This window comes from Sphingomonas sp., assembly GCF_017304615.1.
GTDB lineage: Bacteria > Pseudomonadota > Alphaproteobacteria > Sphingomonadales > Sphingomonadaceae > Sphingomonas.
The window spans coordinates 308,756-326,990 of the sequence record NZ_JAFKLZ010000002.1 but is presented as its reverse complement, the minus strand read 5'-3'; the positions used below and the strand labels follow the sequence as shown (position 1 = coordinate 326,990).

Annotated in this window: 16 protein-coding genes; 4 read left to right on the top strand and 12 right to left on the bottom strand. The window is 66.2% G+C overall.

Annotated features, from left to right (window positions below; genetic code table 11):
- Positions 1-42: 42 nt before the first annotated feature.
- The 6 genes from tilS to J0J06_RS09835 all read right to left on the bottom strand — a co-directional run bounded on the left by tilS (position 43) and on the right by J0J06_RS09835 (position 6,676).
- Positions 43-1,032 carry a tRNA lysidine(34) synthetase TilS gene (tilS, locus tag J0J06_RS09860; protein ID WP_294041485.1) on the bottom strand — a complete coding sequence of 330 codons (990 nt, stop codon included), beginning with the start codon at positions 1,030-1,032 and terminating at the stop codon, positions 43-45.
- Positions 1,010-1,960 (bottom strand): hypothetical protein, encoded by a 951-nt coding sequence (locus tag J0J06_RS09855; protein ID WP_294041483.1) that lies wholly within the window; start codon positions 1,958-1,960, stop codon positions 1,010-1,012. Before J0J06_RS09855 ends, tilS begins: the two co-directional genes overlap by 23 nt.
- A 63-nt stretch (positions 1,961-2,023) precedes the next feature.
- The gene (locus J0J06_RS09850; RefSeq protein WP_294041481.1) at positions 2,024-2,974 is read right to left on the bottom strand and encodes a helix-turn-helix domain-containing protein; all 951 of its coding nucleotides are present in this window, start codon (positions 2,972-2,974) and stop codon (positions 2,024-2,026) included.
- A 79-nt stretch (positions 2,975-3,053) separates the two neighbouring features.
- Positions 3,054-5,330, bottom strand: coding sequence for a phosphoenolpyruvate--protein phosphotransferase (gene ptsP / locus J0J06_RS09845; protein WP_294041479.1), 2,277 nt, complete (start codon positions 5,328-5,330; stop codon positions 3,054-3,056).
- Positions 5,331-5,394: 64 nt separating this feature from the next.
- The gene (locus tag J0J06_RS09840) at positions 5,395-5,913 is read right to left on the bottom strand and encodes a hypothetical protein (protein ID WP_294041477.1); all 519 of its coding nucleotides are present in this window, start codon (positions 5,911-5,913) and stop codon (positions 5,395-5,397) included.
- A 160-nt stretch (positions 5,914-6,073) separates the two neighbouring features.
- Positions 6,074-6,676 carry a YdeI family protein gene (locus J0J06_RS09835; protein ID WP_294041476.1) on the bottom strand — a complete coding sequence of 201 codons (603 nt, stop codon included), beginning with the start codon at positions 6,674-6,676 and terminating at the stop codon, positions 6,074-6,076.
- Positions 6,677-6,760: 84 nt separating this feature from the next.
- Here J0J06_RS09835 and J0J06_RS09830 point away from each other — a divergent pair, with 84 nt between their 5' ends.
- On the top strand, positions 6,761-7,102 hold the full coding sequence (locus J0J06_RS09830) for a PadR family transcriptional regulator (RefSeq protein ID WP_294041474.1): 342 nt from the start codon (positions 6,761-6,763) through the stop codon (positions 7,100-7,102).
- Between the two features lies 1 nt (position 7,103).
- Entirely contained in the window at positions 7,104-8,069 is a 966-nt protein-coding gene (locus J0J06_RS09825; RefSeq protein ID WP_294041472.1) for a hypothetical protein, read from the top strand.
- Positions 8,070-8,075: 6 nt separating this feature from the next.
- Here the strand turns inward: J0J06_RS09825 and J0J06_RS09820 are convergent, their stop codons facing one another.
- From J0J06_RS09820 to J0J06_RS09810, 3 genes are all read right to left on the bottom strand, one after another.
- Positions 8,076-9,104, bottom strand: coding sequence for a nitronate monooxygenase (locus J0J06_RS09820; protein ID WP_294041470.1), 1,029 nt, complete (start codon positions 9,102-9,104; stop codon positions 8,076-8,078).
- Between the two features lie 47 nt (positions 9,105-9,151).
- Entirely contained in the window at positions 9,152-10,609 is a 1,458-nt protein-coding gene (locus J0J06_RS09815; protein WP_294041468.1) for an esterase-like activity of phytase family protein, read from the bottom strand.
- A gap of 108 nt (positions 10,610-10,717) precedes the next feature.
- Positions 10,718-11,989 (bottom strand): aspartate kinase, encoded by a 1,272-nt coding sequence (locus J0J06_RS09810; RefSeq protein ID WP_294041467.1) that lies wholly within the window; start codon positions 11,987-11,989, stop codon positions 10,718-10,720.
- 51 nt (positions 11,990-12,040) lie between these two features.
- Between J0J06_RS09810 and ubiG the strand changes: the two genes are divergently transcribed.
- Positions 12,041-12,781, top strand: coding sequence for a bifunctional 2-polyprenyl-6-hydroxyphenol methylase/3-demethylubiquinol 3-O-methyltransferase UbiG (ubiG, locus tag J0J06_RS09805; protein WP_294041465.1), 741 nt, complete (start codon positions 12,041-12,043; stop codon positions 12,779-12,781).
- Here the strand turns inward: ubiG and J0J06_RS09800 are convergent.
- A complete protein-coding gene (locus tag J0J06_RS09800) occupies positions 12,778-14,394 on the bottom strand; it encodes an alkaline phosphatase D family protein (protein ID WP_294041463.1) in 1,617 nt (538 codons plus the stop codon). The genes ubiG and J0J06_RS09800 overlap by 4 nt on opposite strands.
- An 87-nt stretch (positions 14,395-14,481) precedes the next feature.
- Here J0J06_RS09800 and J0J06_RS09795 point away from each other — a divergent pair, with 87 nt between their 5' ends.
- Positions 14,482-15,945 carry a hypothetical protein gene (locus tag J0J06_RS09795; protein ID WP_294041461.1) on the top strand — a complete coding sequence of 488 codons (1,464 nt, stop codon included), beginning with the start codon at positions 14,482-14,484 and terminating at the stop codon, positions 15,943-15,945.
- On the opposite strand, the gene J0J06_RS09790 is transcribed toward J0J06_RS09795, so the two are convergent.
- Together J0J06_RS09790 and J0J06_RS09785 are read right to left on the bottom strand one after the other, a co-directional pair.
- Positions 15,925-17,118, bottom strand: a complete 1,194-nt coding sequence (locus tag J0J06_RS09790; protein ID WP_294041459.1) for a glycosyltransferase — start codon at positions 17,116-17,118, stop codon at positions 15,925-15,927. The genes J0J06_RS09795 and J0J06_RS09790 overlap by 21 nt on opposite strands.
- A gap of 8 nt (positions 17,119-17,126) precedes the next feature.
- Positions 17,127-18,071, bottom strand: a complete 945-nt coding sequence (locus J0J06_RS09785) for a hypothetical protein (RefSeq protein WP_294041457.1) — start codon at positions 18,069-18,071, stop codon at positions 17,127-17,129.
- Positions 18,072-18,235: the final 164 nt, after the last annotated feature.

Genomic DNA, 18,235 nt, shown 5'->3' with positions numbered 1-18,235 from the left:
GCAACTATTAATGGCAATGGAACAAGCCGCGCATTGCGTCGATCAGTCCGATCGGCGCGGCGGAGCCATCGCAAAACGCCATTTTATTGCGCCATCGTCCGCCCGAGCAGGGTTGCACGCGACGTTACCCAGCATCGTCGACCCACCTGATTCGAGCGCGCGCACAGCGGCGGCAAGGGCGCCACCGCGTGGTGACGCCATGGCGTCGATCGCGAGCACGCACCGTTCGACCAGTCTCCGGCGGAGTTCGAACGGTAGGTCGCCGGGCACCTCCAGCGCGATTCCCGTCGTGTCGCGATGGCACAATTGGTCCCACAGCCGATCGACCATCCAGCCGATCGCCTCCTCGGCGTCGCCCAGCGCCGTGGCGCTCGCGGCTACCCGCCCGGCGTCGAGCCAGTCCACTGCGGCGAGCGACTTTCTCAGGCGCGCGCGGTCGAATCGGTCGCTGACGTTGCTCGGGTCGTCGATCGGCGCGATGCCCTGCGCGGCGCACAGCGCCACCAGCTCGGCGTGGCGCCAGCCGAGCAGCGGCCGCACGATCCGCCCGCTCTTCGCGCGAACCCCGGCCAGCCCCGCAACCCCCGCGCCGCGGTTCAGCCGCATGACCAGCGTTTCGACCTGATCATCGGCATGGTGCGCGGTGGCGATATGAGCCGCGCCGATCGCATCTGCTTGCTCCTCGAGCAAGCGATAGCGCAGCGCGCGCGCGCGGGCGGACAGGTTGGCGGTGCGCCCGGCGCGGTCGGGCAGCGGCGCGGTCAGGATCGCATGGGGAATACCGCGCGCGGCGCAAAGGTCGGCGACCCACGCCGCTTCGCTCGCCGATTCGGGGCGCAGGCCATGGTCCACCGTCGCGGCACGGCACCTTTCCCCCAGCGCTGCATGCGCGAGCAGTAACAGTGCGACGCTGTCGGGACCGCCCGACACCGCGACGAGCAGCGGCGCGTCGGGATTGGCCAGCGCGGCGAGATCGCGCGCGAACCGCGCGACATCGCCCGCGCTCAGCTCAGCGGCATTTGTAGGTTGCACGGCCCTTGTCGGCTTCGGCCTTCTGCGCCGTATTCAGTTTGTCGCCGTACACATCGCCCAGTTCCTTATAGACTTGGCAAATGTCGCCGGCCGGGCGCTTCATCACGATCAGCGACTTGGCGAGGTTGAGCAGGCTGTCCGGCGCACGATCGCCATCGGGCAGCTTCGAATAATTCTCGTAGAAAATCTGTGCCGCCTCGCGCGCCTTGTCGTCGTCGAGATAGATCAGCCCGAGCACGTTCTGCGCGCGGCTGGTCAGGCGATGCTTGGGAAAGCGCGTCGCGAATTTTTCGAGCTGTCCCTCGGCCTCCGGATAGAGCTGCGCCTTCCACAGCCGGTAGCCGTAATTATAGGCATAGGTGCCCTTGTCAGGCGCGTCGGCGCCGGTCGGCTTGGGCACTGCTGCCACGCGTGCGGCGCGGTCGGGGTCGGCATCGGTCGCGGGGGTCGGACCCGGCTTGGGTGTCGTCGTCGCGGGCTTGGTCGGCTTGGCCGGGGCGGGCGTCTCGGTCACCGCGATCGGCGCTGCGTTCTTCCCGTTCTCCAGCGCCGTCAGCCGGGCATCGGTATCCTTCTTGTATGCTGCGAAATCGGCTTCGAGCTGCCGCAGCCGATATTCCGCCGTTTCGACGCGATTGGTGAGGCCGCTCAGTTCTCCCTCGACGCTGGCAACGCGCGCTTGCAGGTCGGCGAGCGGTGCGCTGGCGGGAGTGCCCGCGGCGCTGACGGTTGCATCGGGCGGGCCGATTTCGGGCTGCACCATCGGCGCGCCGCCGTTCTGGCGGGAAATCACGCGCTCGACCGTGTTGAGCCGCTTTTCGACTTGCGTCATCCGCGCGTCGAGCGATTGCCCGGAACTTTGCGCGTCGACCGGACCCGCGACGCTCAGGCCGCCGACGATCAACGCCATCATCGCAAACTTACGCATACCTGTCCCCGAAATGATCCGCCCAACCCAACCTATCGCCGACTGCCGTCCGACACCACCCGATCAGGGCGCCGGCGTCGTGGCCGGCGCAGGCGTCGCGTCAGCGTCAGGCGTCGGCGTGACAACCGGCTGGAACGCCGGCGGCACCTTCGTCGTTTTTGGCGTCGCGGTGGCGACGGGTGTCGGGGCCGACGTCGGGGTCGCGGCGGGTGTCGGTGCACTGCCCCGCGCCTGGAGCGCGGCGGCGCTGATCGGCACGTCCTTGATCGCGACCTTGCCGTCGCCGAGCGGCGCCACCGCCGATCCGTTGACGGTCACCTGAATCTTGTCGGGGCGGCCGATATTGATCATCGGACCGTTGGCGTCCTGGGGCACGTCGTAGCGTTCGCCCGCCGCCATCGTCTTCTCGAACAGCGTCTTGCCCGTCGCGTCATAGACCTTGAGCCACACGCTGTCGGTCGCGGTCAGCGCGACTTGCCCCCCGGATACCGGCGTCGGCGTCGCTTCGGGCGCCGCGGCAATGGTGTTTTCGACCGGCGGCGCGACAGGCTCCTCCGATCCGCGGAACAGGTTGGTTCCGTACCACAGGATCGCAGCGATCAACACGAGTCCGGCGATCAGCCCGGCGATCGCCGCCAGCCCGAACGACGGCACGCGCTTCCCGTCGCTCGGCTGGTAGGCTTCGTAATCGGTGACGGGCGCGAGCGGCAGTTGCGGGTTGTTGCGCACCTCCGCAGCGATGGCCTTCTCGTCGAGCCCGACGGCACGCGCATAGGTCTTGGCGAACCCGATCGTATAGGTCGGGGAGGGCAAGCTGCCATAATCGCCATTCTCGATCGCCTCGAGGTGGCGCATCGGCACGCGCGTCCGGCTGGCGATGTCCGCCAGCGTCAGCCCAAGCGCCTCACGCGCTTCCCGCAACTTGTCGCCGGTGCTCTTCGGAAAGAGCGAAGCCTGGTCCGGCGTTTTGTCCTCGTCCATCAATCTCTCCGGCAACGGGGTGCGACCCTTCATTGGACCCGCGCCTTGACGAAATGATGTCGGCCAAAGCCCCGTCGCCGTCAACGCCAATCGGGCGCGGTTCGCCGTCGATTCAGGCGAGCTCGACCCCGTTTCGGGCCGCCCAGCCGGTCAGCGATCCGCGCATGTCGCGTGTCGGCGCCGCCAGCAGCCGATCCATCTCGGCCGTGATAGCCGCGTGGTCGAGGCTCCGCACCATCGCCTTGATGGGACCGACCGCCGCCGGCGTGATCGACAAGCGTTCGATGCCGAGCCCGATCAACGCCATGGCTTCGAGGGGGCGGCCGCCCATTTCCCCGCAAACTGCCAATGTCACGCCGGCGTCGCGGCACGGCCCGACGACGCGCTTGAGGAAGCGCAGGATCGTGGGGCTCAGCCAGTCGTACCGTTCCGCGAGCTTGGGGTTGGCGCGGTCGGCGGCGAACAGGAACTGGGTCAGATCGTTGGTCCCGACCGACAGGAACTGGATGTTGGGCAGCAGTACGTCGAGCTGCTCGGCAAGGCCCGGCACTTCCAGCATCGCACCATAGCGGATCTCGACCGGCAGCCGCTTGCCGCGCGCGCTCAGCCAGTCGCGCTGCGCCTCGAAGAGCGCCTTGGCCTCGTCGAATTCCCAAGGCTCGCTGACCATCGGGAACATGACATTGAGCGTGCGTCCCCCCGCGGCCTCGATCAGGGCACGCGCCTGCGCCTTCATCAAGCCGCCGCGTTCGAGCGCCAGCCGGAGCGCCCGCCAACCCATCGCCGGGTTTTCCTCATCCTCGTCATGCGCGTTGAGGTAGGGGAGCGCCTTGTCGCCGCCGATATCGACGGTGCGGAACACGACCGGCTTGTCCCCGGCGGCGTCGAGCACGTCCTTGTACAGCCGCAACTGGCGTTCGCGCTGCGGTAGCGTCGCCGATACGAGGAACTGGAATTCGGTGCGGAACAGCCCGATGCCGTCCGCCCCGGTCACGTCGAGCGCCGCCACATCGTCGCGCAGGCCCGCATTGCACATCACCGTCAACCGCACGCCGTCCTTCGTGACCGGCGCCTCGTCGCGCAACGCGGCGAAGGCGGCGCGGCGTTTCTGCCGCAGGAGAAGCTTGGCGTCGAACGCCTCCTCCATCGCTGCCGAGGGGCGAACGGTCGCCGTGCCGTTGCCGGTGACGTCGAGCAGCAGCAGGTCGCCCTCGCCGACATGCTGGCGCACGTTGCGCACGCGGCCCAGCACCGGCACGCCCATCGCGCGCGCGACGATGATGACGTGCGCGGTCAGCGATCCTTCCTCCAGCACGACGCCCTTCAGCCGGCGGCGGTCATATTCGAGCAGTTCGGCGGGCCCCAGGTTGCGCGCGATCAGGATGGTGTCCTGGCGCAGGCCCAGTTGCGCGGCGGTGCCCATCTGGCCCGACACGATGCGCAGCAGCCGGTTGGACAGATCCTCCAGGTCGTGCATGCGATCCTGGAGCAGGGGGTCGCCGATCTGGCGCATCCGCATCCGCGTGCGTTGCTGGACGCGCTCGATCGCGGCTTCGGCGGTGAGGCCCGAATCGATTGCTTCGTTGATCCGCCGCGACCAGCCCTCGTCGTAGGCGAACATCTTGTACATCGCGAGCACTTCGTCGTGCTCGCCGCCGACGCCGAATTCGGCCTGTGCCGACATGCGCTCGATCTGTTCGCGCATCTTGTCGAACGCGGCATAGACGCGGTGGCGCTCGGCCTCGGTATCCTCGGCGACGGTATGTTCGATGGTGATGCGCGGCTGGTGATAGACCGCGTGGCCGATCCCCATCCCCTCGACCAGCTTGAGCCCGTCGAGCCGGATCGCGGCGGTCGATTGCGGGCGGGACGCGGCGTCGGCGCGCTGATCGACCAAGCCGGCGCTCGCGATCAGTTCGGACAGCACCATCGCGACCGTTTGCAGCGCTTCGATCTCGACATCTTCGTACTTGCGCGGGTCCTTGTGCTGGACCGCGAGCACGCCGATCGACCGTTCGCGGCGGATGATCGGCACGCCGGCGAAGCTGTGGAATTCGTCCTCGCCGGTTTCGGGGCGATAGGCGAAATCGGGGTGTGCGGCCGCTTCGTCGAGGTTCAGCGTCTCGACATTCTGCGCGATCGTCCCGACCAGTCCCTCGCCGAGCGCCAGCCTGGTGACGTGGACCGCCGCCTGGTCGAGGCCTCTCGTGGCGTAGAGTTCGAGCAGCCCTTCGCGCAGCAGGTAGATCGAGCACACTTCGCTATCGAGCGCTTCGCCGATGATGCGCACAACGGCGTCGAGTTTCGCTTGCGGACTCGACCGCGCCGCCATCACCTCATGGAGGTTGACGAGAATTTCGCGAGCGTTGGCGGCGGCGGTGACGGCCATGCCCGACCGCTAACAGATCGGCGGCGGCGGCGCTATCGCCACCGCAGCAACTTAAACTTCGGCGTCAGAAACCGCCCGGCGCGACCTGAACCCTCGCCGCGGCAGCGACGACCGCCGTCGATCCGTGCCCGTCGTCGGCGAACTGGGTCTGCGGCTGCGGCGCCGGGCTCCAGAACGGCGCTTCGAGCGTCGGCAGGTTGGCCTGCGCAAACGCCATCAACGCGCCGGGATCGACGCCGGCGATTGTCGCAAGCACGCTTTTGGCGGTCGCGCAGAATTCTGCCTGCGCGGTCGGCTGGGCGAAGAAATTGTAGAGCTTGGTCATGTCGCGTTCGCGCTCGCTTTGCCAACGGGCACCATATTGCGCCTTGTACCGGGCATCGACCGCGTTGTTTGCCGCCGCGAGCGCCACGCCCTGTCGGCGGATAAGCGTGTTGTAGGCGGCAATAGTGACGGTTTCGTCGGCGTCCCGGCAAACCAGCGCGGCGACGTTGAGGGCGACGCGGACGTGCCACAGCGTTTCCAGTGGCGAAATATCGGCGTCGACGACCGTCGGCTTGAAGGTCTGCGCTGTGGCGGTCATGCCCACGACCAGTGCGCCAGACAAAATTGCAGAACCCAATAAGGCACGGAAAATACGCATTTTTACAGCCCCCTTCTGTGCATCGCCCCTTGCTATGCACAGTCGGGAAGGTCACCCCGTCGCGGCCAACAACTCCTTCACAGGAAGCGGCAATTCCGCGTTAGGGACGTTTATTCGGAACTTTTCCGTGCAACGTCTCGTGCGCGGCGCACATCGCGACGAACTTGGCGATCCGTGCGGCACGTGTCTCGGGCTTCTTCGCGGTGTGGATGCGGTAGAGGATGGCGTAGCGGTTGGCACCGGTGAGCGTGTCGAAGAATGCGCGGGCATCGGGATGCGCGTCGAGCGCCGCGCGTAAGTCGTCGGGCTCGGCCGCAGTCGATGCTGGCGCGTAGGCCGCATCCCACCGCCCATCGGCTCTGGCTGCGGAAATCGCCGCATGTCCCGCCGGTGAAACTCGTCCGTCCACCGTCAATTCCTCCGCGCGCCGGCGATTCCGCTCCGACCATTTGCTTTGCGGCTTGCGCGGGGTGAAGCGGGTCAGAAACCAGTCATCGTCATATCTGTCGATTTGCCCGTCGATCCATCCGTGGCACAGCGCTCCGTCGATCGCTCGCGCCTTGGTCAGCGCCGAGGCGGCGTTCCCCGCCTTCGCGATCTTGAGCCACAGCCCCGTCGCACCGGCGGGCTGATCGGCCAGCCACGCCTCCCATGCCGCAAGGTCGGCGAACGCGATGATCGGCAGCCCGGCTTTCGTCTCCACGCCCGCGGCTTCGCACCACCGGCTTGACTCGGCAACTACTGTGTATCATACAGTGTGTGACATACACTATGCGAGGCACAGGCTTTGCCGACGGAAGACGATCTGTTCGAAAAGATGCGCGTCGAGTTGCGCCGCGGATCGCTGGTGCTCGCCGTGCTCGGGGCGCTGCGCGAGGAACGCTACGGCTATACGCTGCGCCAGAGCCTGGAGGAGGCCGGGCTGCCGATCGACGAAGGCGCGCTCTATCCGCTGCTGCGGCGGCTCGAGAGCCAGGGGCTCCTGACGAGCGAATGGCGCGAGGACGCCAAGCGCACCAAGCGATTCTACAAACTCTCGGCCCAGGGCGTCGAAACGCTCGCGCAATTGCTCGGCGAATGGAACGCGATCTCCGAATCGATCCTGCGCCTCACCGAAAAGGACAAGTGAGATGGACCTGATCGACCGCTATCTGGCCGCGATCCGCTGGAACCTGCCGCGCGAGGCGAACGCCGACGATGTGATCGCCGAACTGCGCGACGTCATCGCCAGCCAGATCGAGGACCGCGAGGATGCGCTCGGCCGGCCACTCGGGGAAAAGGAAGTCAGCGCGATATTGCGCGATTTCGGCCACCCCTTGGCGGTCGCCGCGCGGTATGGCGCGCAGCAATCGCTGATCGGGCCGGACCTGTTTCCCTTCTACTGGTTCGTGCTGAAGGTGGTGCTGGCGATCGTGCTGGCTGTCGGCGTCCTCTCGAACCTCGCCGATGTCGTGTTCGGCGGCAAATCGCTGGCCCACGCGCTGGCGGGGGCGACGGGCGGCCTGTGGTGGTCGCTGCTGGGCAATGCGGCGCTGGTGACGCTTGGGTTCGCGGTGCTCGAGCGCACCGGATGGCTCAACGCCTATCTCCAAAAGTGGAAGCCGGAGGAACTGCCGAACCTCGCCGACCTCAAGGTCAAGCCGCAGAGCGCGTGGAATTCGGCGTTCGAGGTCGCGGCCGGTATCGTCATCATCCTGTGGTGGGTGGGGATGATCCACGTGCCGCTGGCGTGGACCGACGAAAAGGGTCTGACGCTCACCCCGGCGCCGGTCTGGGCGACGTTGTGGACGCCGATGCTGGCGTTGATGATCGCTCACCTGATCTACAATGTCGTCCGCTGGGTTCGCCCGCGCTGGAAGGCGACGCGCGCGCTGTTAGGCGTCGGAACCACGGCGGGAGCGCTGGCCTTGCTGGTGGTGATCTATCGCGCCGGTCGCTGGATCACCGCGAGTTCCGCGACGATGCCGGCCGATCGAGTCGCCGACATCGACCGCAGTATAAATCTCAGCATCCATTACGCCATCATCGGTGTCGGCTTGATCTGGGTGTTCCAGTGCGGACAGGAATTGTGGCGGCTCTACATGGTTCGCCGGTAGCGAGGATCAGGCCGCACGTTTCTCCAGCGCGTGCGCGGCCTCTGCCATCAACTGCGCGATGATGTCGGCGACGGGCTCCTCTTTCGTCACCATGCCCACGGATTGCCCCGCCATCAGGCTGCCATGCTCGACATCGCCGTCGATCACCGCGCGGCGCAGCGCCCCCGCCCAGTAATGCTCGATCTGGAGCTGCGCCTCCAGCATCTCGACCTTGCTTTCGTCGAGCAACTGCGCGACCTCGCGCTGCTTGGCGGTGAACAGCTCGCCGCCCGCATTCTTGAGCGCGCGGACCGGGATTACGGGCAGGCGCGGGTCGATCTGGACGCTCGACACCGCGTCGCGGGCGGAAGCGCGGAAGAACGCTTTCTTGAAATTGGGGTGCGCGATGCTCTCGGTCGCGCAGGCGAAGCGCGTACCGAGCTGGACCCCAGCAGCGCCCATGTCGAGATAGGCGGCGATCGCCTCGCCGCGCCCGATCCCCCCGGCGACGAACACCGGCACGTCGGCCGCGACCTCAGGCAGGATCTCCTGCGCCAGCACGCTGGTCGACACCGGCCCGATATGCCCGCCGGCCTCCATCCCCTCGACCACCAGCGCGTCGACGCCCGACCGGATCAGCTTCTTGGCGAGGCTCAGCGCCGGGGCGAAACAGATGACCTTCGCGCCCGTCTCCTTGATCGCCTCGAGCGAACCCTTGGGCGGCAACCCGCCCGCGAGCACGACATGCGTCACCCCATGCTTGGCGCAAACACCGATCAGATCGAACAATTGCGGATGCATCGTGATCAAGTTGACGCCGAACGGCTTGGTCGTCAGCGCCTTGGTACCGGCAATCTCCGCATCGAGCAGGTCGGGCGTCATCGCCCCGCACGCGATCAACCCGAACCCGCCCGCGTTGGAGATGGCGGCAACCAGGTTGCGCTCGCTGACCCACGACATCGCGCCGCATAGGATGGCGACCTCGGAGCCCAGGAATTCGACACCCCGCGCCATGCGGCGGGCCAGGCGCTCGGCGCCGATGGAAGATTCAGTCATCGCGGCGGGTTAGCCGCTGGATCGACGTCGTTCCAGCGGCAATCGCCTTATGACGCGATCGCGACCTCTGGCGCCCGCTTGCGGCGCATCGCCGCACCGACCAGGCCGAACCCCATGATCAGCATTGCCCAGGTCGACGGCTCGGGCACGCCGGCAATGGCTTGGGGTACATAGGCGTTGTTGAGGTCCGCATCGGACACGCCGAACACGTAAAACTGGTTCGGTCCCGAACTCGCGAGGAAATCATTGTCGGTCGACACGTAGAGTGTGTGCAGCAACGTGCCGTTATACATCACGTCCTGGCCGAACGAGAGTCCCTCGATCTTCGACGGCACCTGCGACAGCGGCACGCCCGCGGCGACCAACGCGGCGGTGATGTCGAGGAACGGAGTCGCGCTCTTGGTCACGGTGGGGAAGGTGGCGGCCGGCCCGGCCACCGACGTGATGTCGGTCGCCCCGGCGATGTCGATCAGAAAGACTTTCTTGGACACATTGCTGCCAGCGTCGCCGCCCAGCCCCTCGCCATCGCGCTCGTCGACCAGAAACTGGTGGTCGTTGATCGCGACGATCTCGCTGACGCCGCTGCCGGTAGTCAGGCGATAGCCGTATTCGTGCGTCGTGCCGGTCGCAATATCGACGGTTACGAGGCGCAGATAACCCTTCTTGTCCTGTTCAAGTGCGGCTTGCATGATCCCGACCAGCGTCTTGCCGTCCGGCGTGATCGCCAGGCCTTCCATGCCCTTGTTGGCGACGCGACCGACGGAGTTGCCGCTTATTTCCGTGCTGCCGGACGGCGACAGGGTGGTGACGTCGAGATTGGCGGGCAGCGTGAAGGTCTTGATCAACTCACCGGTGGTGCGGTCGAACTGGCGTATATAGGGGCCGTATTCGTCGGAGATGAACACGCTCTTGCCGTCGTTCGATACGCGGATCGCTTCCGGATCGAACCGGGCATTGGCGGGATTGCCCGAATTGCCGGCGCCGTAACCGTCCGACCGGCCGGTGAAGTAATAGGCCGACGCGGTATTGATGCCCGGCACGCCCGATCCCAGCGAGGTGCCGTTGTCGTTGGTCAGGCCGACGCCGCTACCATAGTTCAGCGCGGTCGGGCTGTAGAGCAGGGTCGTCGCGCTCAGCGTCGGCGTCAGGGAATAGGCCAGCGCCGATCCCGGCGCATTGAGCGTCAGGCCCATCGTCAGCGACTGGAAGCGCGTAATGTACGAGGTCGTGTTGTCGATGCCCGCATTGTACGCGATCGCGTTAGGCCCGCGGTCGGGAAGCGCGAGGAAGGTGTTGCCGCCGGCATAGGCGATACCAGACCCCAGCCCGCCGAGAAGATTGCCCGCCTGGCCGTTCTCCAACAGTCCGGTCAGCCCGGACAGATCGACATTGGCGCCGGCCGAACTACCGGTCAACGATCCCGACGCGAGCAGGATCGGTCCGGCGACGGCCGGGGTGGCGAACAGAGATGCGGCGATGGCAGCGGTGAGAGCAGCGCGTTTCATGAATATCCCCCTGTGACGACTCGGTCGTGGTGAAGGGGGCGTTAGGCACGCCATATGACGGTCCCGCGTCGGAACCGTTACGGCCGCGAGACACCGCGCGTTTAGTTGTTAAGCCGCTTCCTCGGCGTCCAGCCCATAGGCCGTGTGCAGCACGCGCACCGCGAGTTCGGTTTCGTCCTCGTGGATCAGCACGCTGACCTTGATCTCGCTGGTCGAGATCGCCTGGATGTTGATGCCGCGCTGGCCCAGCGTCGTGAACATGGTGCTCGCGACGCCCGCGTGGCTTTTCATTCCGACGCCGACGACACTGATCTTGGCGACGCGCGTGTCGTGGACCAGTTCCTCGAACCCGATCCGCTCCTTTGCTTCGTTAAGCGCCTGGATCGACTTGGCGAGGTCGACCGCGGGCACCGTGAAGGTGACGTCGGTCGATCCCGCCCGGCCCTGAGACTGGTGCGCGATGTTCTGGATGATCATGTCGACGTTGATGTTCGCCGCCGCCAGCGGTTCGAAGATCGCGGCGACCGATCCGGGCGTGTCGCTGACGTTGGTCAGCGTGATCTTCGCTTCGTTCTTGTCGTGCGCGATCCCGGTGATCAGCTGGCGTTCCATCTCGTCGATCTCCTCTTCGCCCACGATCATCGTGCCGGGCAGCGTGTCGGCCATCGGCGCGTCGTCGCCGGTGAACGACGACAGCACCTGGACGCGGACGTTTTCCTTCATCGCGAGCCCGACCGAGCGCGTCTGGAGCACTTTCGCCCCCACGCTCGCGAGCTCGAGCATTTCCTCGTACGTGACTTGGCGCAGCTTGCGCGCCCTCGGCACGATGCGCGGGTCGGTGGTGTAGACGCCGTCCACGTCGGTATAGATGTCGCAGCGATCGGCCTTCATCGCCGCCGCCATCGCGACCGCCGACGTGTCCGATCCGCCGCGGCCGAGCGTGGTGATGCGACTGCCATCGGCCAGACCCTGGAACCCCGGGATCACCGCGACCTCGCCGGCGGCCAGCGACGCGTCGAGCGCGGCGGTGTCGATTCCCTCTATCCGCGCCTTGGCAAAGGCGTCGTCGGTGTGGATCGGCAATTGCCAGCCGAGCCAGCTCCGCGCTTTCACCCCCGCCGCCTGCAACGCGATCGCGAGCAGCCCGCTCGTCACTTGCTCGCCCGACGAGACAACCACGTCATATTCGCGCGGATCGTAGAGCGACGATGCTTCGCGGCAGAAGTTGACCAGCCGGTCGGTGTCGCCGGCCATCGCCGAAACGACCACCGCGACCTGATTGCCGGCATCGACCTCGCGCTTCACGCGGCGCGCGACGCTGCGGATGCGTTCGATCCCGGCCATCGACGTGCCGCCGAATTTCATCACGATGCGCGCCACGGCTGCGGGAAGTCCTTTGGAATGCGAGAGGGGCGCTGATAGAAAGCGTCGATGGATAGCGCAACCGTAACAACCGCAACTACCGTGGACCCCTCCGAGGCCGCACATTTCGGCAAGCTGGCGAAGGACTGGTGGGACCCGAAAGGGTCGTCGGCGATGCTCCATCGTCTCAACCCGCCGCGGTTGAAGTATGTCCGCGAGCAGGTCGACCGGCATTGGCAGGGCGATGGCGTCGGGTTCACGCCGCTCGCGGGCAAACGTGCGCTCGACGTCGGGTGCGGGGCAGGGTTGCTGTGCGAGCCGCTAGCCAGACTTGGGGCGGCGGTGACCGGACTCGACGCGGCGGCGGAGAATATCGGCGTAGCGCGCACCCACGCGGCGCAGAGTGGTCTCGCGATGGACTATCGCGTGGGCGGCATCGAGGCGCTGACGGACGAGACCTTCGACCTCGTCACGTCGATGGAAGTGATCGAACATGTCACCGATCCCGCGGCGTTCGTCGCAGGGCTGGCGCAGGGGCTGGCGACGGATGGCCTGCTGATCCTGTCGACGCCGAACCGCACCGCGCTGTCGAAGCTCGCGATGATCACGGTCGGCGAAGGACTGGGGATGATCCCCCGGGGCACGCATGACTGGGACAAGTTCCTGACCCCTGAGGAACTGACCGCCCTGGTCGTGGCGGCGGGATTGCGCGTGATCGACGTCGCCGGCCTGGGTTTCTCGCCCGGCAAGGGATTTGCGGTCGGCGAGAACACCCAGCTCGATTATTTCGTCACGGCGGTGCGCGCCTAGGCCATCACGTTCCTGCCGCGGGCGATCGTCGCGGTGTGCCCGACCACCGCGTTGGCCGACCTGGTCTTCACCGAATCGACGAACAGCCAGTCGTTCGACACCTTGGTCGGCGTGATCGTCAGCGCCATGTAGCCGCGCCGCGACGTGTCGCACCATTTGAGTTCGGGGTTGGCTGCGACCAGCCCGGCGGCGACGACCTTCGGGTCGGTCTTGATCGATCCTTCGTAGCCGTTCGACGTGACGCTGTGCCCGGCGAATTCGACGCCCGCCGGTTTGCCGTCCTGGCCCAGATCATAGGCCCAGCCGTTATGGCTGTCGCCCGATATGACCACCAAGTTCGCCCCCGCGCCCTGCGCTGCCTTGAGGAAACGTTCGCGCTCCGCCGGATAGCCGCCCCAATTGTCGTAGTTGAACGGCAGCCCGACCTTCGCCGCCTGGATACCGGCGAGCAAATAGTTCTTCGCGCGTTCGCCGGCGTTCGGATCGAGCCAGCCGAGCGCCGCCTCGGGCATCACGGTCTTGCCCATGATCGTGCCGAACCCGACGACCTGCCACTTCTGCCCGGCTTTTACCGACCGGCGCAGTTCGTGGAACAGCCAGTTCGCCTGCTGCGTGCCCATCATCGTCGCCGCGGGGTCCATCCAGGCGCCGTCGCGAAACGCCTTCAATGCCGCGGCGGGGTCCTTTTCCCTGAACAACGGCGCGATGTCTGGTTGCTCGGTCCTCGCCAGGTCGCGCGTCTCGGTGCGGAACAGCGTCGCGAGCGTGCCGATCTCGTACGTTTTCCACGGCTCGTCGCTGACCGGCATCCATTCCCGATAGGCCTGTAGTGCGGCATTCCGGCGGCTGCTCCAGTCGCCTTCGTCCGGCTGGTGGTTCTCGGCCCCGCCCTCCCACGAATCGTTGGCGGTTTCGTGGTCGTCCCACTGCACGATCCACGGCACACGGGCGTGGATCGCCTGGAGGTCGGGATCGGCGCGATAGCTGGCATAGCGGATGCGGTAATCGATCAGCCGGATCAGCTCCCCCGCCGGTTCGGTCGGACGCACCTGATCCTTGAGCGGCGGATAACCGCCCGTCTTGTACTCGTAGAAATAGTCGCCGAGGTGAATCGCGAGGTCCAGGTCGTCGCGCGTCGCGGCATGAGCGTAGGCGTTGAAGAAACCGAAGGGCATATTGGAGCAGGAGAAGATCGCCGCCTTGAACGAAGCCGTCGGCCCTTCCGGCAGCGTCTTTGTGCGGCCGACCGGGGAAACGGCGCCGCCCGGTCCGATGAAGCGGTAGAAATAACTGGTCCCCGGCGCGAGTCCGCTGACGGTGATCTTGGTCGTCCAGTCGCGCCACGGCCCGGTGATCGCAACACCCTTTGTAACGATCGTCACAAAGTCCGGCGTGGTCGATACTTCGGCGGTCAGGTGGATCGGCTTCTCGTCGTCGGGGACGAAGCGCGTCCATAGCAACATCGAATCGCTCGCCGGCTCGCCCGACGCGACATTGTGGGTGAAACCGCGCAGGTTCGCGACGCTGCCGCTCTGCGCGAAACCGGGGACGGCATAAGCGCCGATGCCGAGCGTGCCGGTCATCAGAAGCGAACGACGATCGATCCGAAACATGCTTATCCTCCCTGTTCCCGCGCTCTGTGCGCCGTCTGCGTGGCGTTTTGGTGACAGTCCGTGACGAGGCTGATAGGCGCGGCGGCCGTGACCCAATCCGGCCCAATTCACTTCCTCGCCCGCCAGCCGCGATGGCTCATGCTGTCGCTGGTCGCGATCATCGCGCGCGTCGCCACGTTCGGCAACCCGATCGTGCATGTCGATGAAAGCTTCTACTTCGTCACCGCCCGCGCGATGCTCGACGGCGCGCTGCCGTTCGTCGACGTGTGGGACAGGAAGCCGATCGGGCTGTTCCTGGTCTACGTTCCCGCCGCCGCCTTCGGCCTGCCGCTTGGCATCTGGGTGTATCAGGCGATGGCGCTGGCCGCGGTGGTGGCGACCGCGTTGTTGATCGCGCGGCTGGCCGATCGCGCCGGGTGGCGGCGTGGCGCGCTGGCGGGGGCGATCACCTATATCGTCTGGCTCGACCTGCTCGAAGGGCAGGGCGGGCAGGCACCGGTTTTCTACAATCTGCTGACGGTCGGGGCCGCGGCGTTGATCGCGTCGAGCGACCGCGATCACGATCCGCGCAGCCGGTTGCGCCGCGGGCTGGGCGCGATGGCGCTGGTCGGAGTCGCGCTTCAGATCAAATATTCGGTGGTGTTCGAAGGGCTGTTCTTCGGGCTGTGGTGGCTGTGGCGCGAACGGATGCGGCGGCGGCATGCGGTGCCGATGCTGGCGGAAGGCGCGTTGCTGGCGGTGGTCGCGCTGATCCCGACCGCGCTCGCCTGGGGCTATTATCAGGCAATCGGGCAGGGGCCCGCGTTCCTCTACGCCAACTTCACGTCGATCGCGGCGCGCCAGCCCGACCCGATCCTCGAACAGCTCGGTAATCTGTTCAAGATCGTCCTCATCACCTCACCGTTGTTCGCCGCCGCGATCCTGGCGTTCCTGCGCGGCGAACGGCGTGGCATTCGCGGCTGGTTGTTCGCCTGGTTGGCGGCGGCCGTGTTCGGGCTGCTCGTGTTCGGGTCGTGGTTCGATCACTATGCGCTGCCGGCGCTGGTACCGTTGAGCATCTGCGCCGCCGGGTTCGCCGACGACCCCCGGCGTGCGTCGAAGATTACGGTCATCGCACTGCTGATCGCGTTTCTGGCCGGTGAAGTGACGGTGGTCACGAAAAGGATGGGACGCGGCGGCCCAGAACAATTCGCACAGGTCGTGGACGCGATCGGGCATGGCCCGGGATGTCTGTACGTCTATTCGGGCGATTCGATGCTCTATCCGATGAGCGGACGGTGCCGCCTGAGCCCCTACGTCTTCCCCAGTCATCTTGGCCGCAAGCGCGAACGCGGCGCGATCGGCGTCGACCAACAGGCGGAGATCGAGCGGATCCTCGCGCTCAAGCCTGCGGTGGTGGTGCTACGCACGCCTTATTTCGGCGAGCGGTCCGAACTGCGCGCGCTGGTGATCATGCGGACGGCGCGGGACTATCGGCTGAAGGCGGCGGTGCCCATCGGGCGCGATACCAACTTCGTCTATGCGCTGAAATCAGGCGACCAGGCGCGCTGACCGGCCGTCACGTTCGGCGATGCGGTCTTCGTAATAGTTCATCAGGTCGATCGTATGTTCGCGGTCGGTGCGGACACGACCCGCGGCCACCACCGCCGCCTTGCGCAGCAGCGCTGGCTCCCGCGCGAACAGCCGTTGGATCGCCAATGCAGCGTCGACGCCATCGCGCGCGCGATATTTCTCGCTGGTCAACGGATCGGCCGCCTCCGCGCAGCCTCCGGTATCGGGAACGATCAGCGGCAGGCCGGACGCCATCGCCTCCGACGCGACCAGCCCGAACGGCTCGGCCTCCGACCCGTGGATCAGAGCATCGCAGCTCGCCATGATCCGGGCGAGTTGCGTCCGGTCATAGACCGGGCGGAACATTCGGATGTGCGGGCTGCCCGCGATCCGCGCTTCGATCCGCTTGCTCTCGGGACCGGTGCCGAGCAGCATCAGCCCGACCGGCAAGCGATCGCCCGCGCGCTCGACCGCATCGACGATCATCGGCCAGCGCTTTTCGCCGTGATGCCGCCCGAGGCCCAGGAGCAAATGCCCGTCGGGCGGTAGATCGAGCTGGCGCAGCATCGCCGCGCGCAGCCCTTCGTCGCGCAAGTCGGGCGAAAAGTGGCTGCGTTCGATCCCCAAGGTCATCGACGCGTCGATCCGCACGCCACGTCGTTTCAGCCTTTTCTCGAGTGCGGGGCCGTTGGTGACGACGGTGTCGTACATCTCGAGGAAGCGGTTCATATACTGCGCGTAGATGAAGCACATGTCCTCGATCTGATCGGGCGGGGCGAGCCCCTCCAGCCAGCGCATCGGATAGGCGGCGATATTGTCGTTGTGCATGAAGAACGACTTCAACGCGCGGCCCTGCCATCGCCCCACGATCCAGGCGGGCCGCCACACCGACGAGGTTTCAACAACGTCGGGATCGAGTTCGTCGAGCAACCGCCAGATCGGCTCGGCTCGCGAAAACAGCCCGTAATTCTTGTCGAACGGCAAGCCCGGCGACTTGAGATAGATCACCTTGCCGCCGCCGATCCGTTCCTCGACGAATTCCTTGTCGCGGCCGCACGCGATGCAGATCAGCTCGTGGCCCATCTCCGCCATCAGCGCCATCTTGCGGTCGATATACGTCCGCACCCCGCCGCCGGTCGGCGAGTAGAATTCGTTGACGTCGACGATGCGCATGCGCCGGCTCAGATCTCGCGCTTGATCAGGCTCTGCACCGCAAAGCCCGCCGCCAGCACGACGTGGGTGAGCAGGATCGCGGCGGCAGTGAAGGCCATCAGGCTCGACAGGTCGCTATTCTCCCCCAGGAGCGCGATGGTGACAGTCGAGAAGACCAGATCCTTGTTCGGGATGAAGGGCAGGCGCGACACCATCATCCGCGTCGCGGACAGCACCAGCCACGCGCCGATCGCAATGCCTGGCAGCGCGAAATGCCAGGCGAAGGCGATGAACAGGCTGCCCGCCGCGAGCCGGCCCATATGGACGCCGAACACCCACCACAACGTCTTGCGGTCCAGCGAGAAGACGCGCCGGGAAAAGAGCAGGAAGGGCAGGCTCATCGCCACGACGACCACCATCCCGATCAGCATCGGTCGAACATATTCCGCCGGGAGCCAGGGCAGCGCCAGTGCGGTCATCGCCAGCGTCATCAGGTTGCCGGCCATCGCCGACAAGATCATCACGTCCTTAACCGCGCCGAACGGGGCGGCGACCATCTGCGCGCGCTGCCGCGCCCATGCGTAGAAATACGCCTCGCCCGAATAGCCGAACACGACCTCGTTCGCGATCCGCTTCTTGATCAGTGCGCCCAGCCCCTCAACCGGAATGCGCCACAGCTTGCGGAAGATGACGTAGTCACCGATCGGCGGCGCAAAATAGAGCAGGATGAAGGCGACGTAATAGAGCCAGCTGTCCGGCGTGGCGTGGCTGAGTCCGCCCAGCCCCGACTTGAGCAGCTGACGCGCCAGCCCGATGATCATCGCCGCGGTCAACAGCCCGGCGATGATCATCGGCCAGCGGCTCTTGATCGTCTTGACCGGCTCGAGTCCGGCCAGATCCTCCGCCGCGTGCGCTAGATTCGGAGCCAGATTGGCTGCGGGATTAGCTGGGGCCTCGACAAAGCCGCTGTTCATCGACGCTCCAAAGTCCTGAAAGTCCACGAAGGGAGAATATCCGATCTGCACCGGAATGCCCGGGAATAATGGCGGCTTAACGGCAAAGGTCCTGACCTCGCAATGATCGCCCCCGATCGATTGGCGCGGCATTTGGGGGCGAGCGACGTTTTTGGCAAGTAAAT

Excerpts from the sequence above, each read along its gene's own strand:
- J0J06_RS09850 (WP_294041481.1), bottom strand. The coding sequence starts at position 2,974 with ATGAAGGGTCGCACCCCGTTGCCGGAGAGATTGATGGACGAGGACAAA.
- J0J06_RS09840 (WP_294041477.1), bottom strand. The coding sequence starts at position 5,913 with ATGACCGCCACAGCGCAGACCTTCAAGCCGACGGTCGTCGACGCCGAT.
- ptsP (WP_294041479.1), bottom strand. The coding sequence starts at position 5,330 with ATGGCCGTCACCGCCGCCGCCAACGCTCGCGAAATTCTCGTCAACCTC.
- J0J06_RS09815 (WP_294041468.1), bottom strand. The coding sequence starts at position 10,609 with ATGAAACGCGCTGCTCTCACCGCTGCCATCGCCGCATCTCTGTTCGCC.
- J0J06_RS09825 (WP_294041472.1), top strand. The coding sequence starts at position 7,104 with ATGGACCTGATCGACCGCTATCTGGCCGCGATCCGCTGGAACCTGCCG.
- J0J06_RS09790 (WP_294041459.1), bottom strand. The coding sequence starts at position 17,118 with ATGCGCATCGTCGACGTCAACGAATTCTACTCGCCGACCGGCGGCGGG.
- J0J06_RS09820 (WP_294041470.1), bottom strand. The coding sequence starts at position 9,104 with ATGACTGAATCTTCCATCGGCGCCGAGCGCCTGGCCCGCCGCATGGCG.
- ubiG (WP_294041465.1), top strand. The coding sequence starts at position 12,041 with ATGGATAGCGCAACCGTAACAACCGCAACTACCGTGGACCCCTCCGAG.
- J0J06_RS09785 (WP_294041457.1), bottom strand. The coding sequence starts at position 18,071 with ATGAACAGCGGCTTTGTCGAGGCCCCAGCTAATCCCGCAGCCAATCTG.
- J0J06_RS09855 (WP_294041483.1), bottom strand. The coding sequence starts at position 1,960 with ATGCGTAAGTTTGCGATGATGGCGTTGATCGTCGGCGGCCTGAGCGTC.
- J0J06_RS09800 (WP_294041463.1), bottom strand. The coding sequence starts at position 14,394 with ATGTTTCGGATCGATCGTCGTTCGCTTCTGATGACCGGCACGCTCGGC.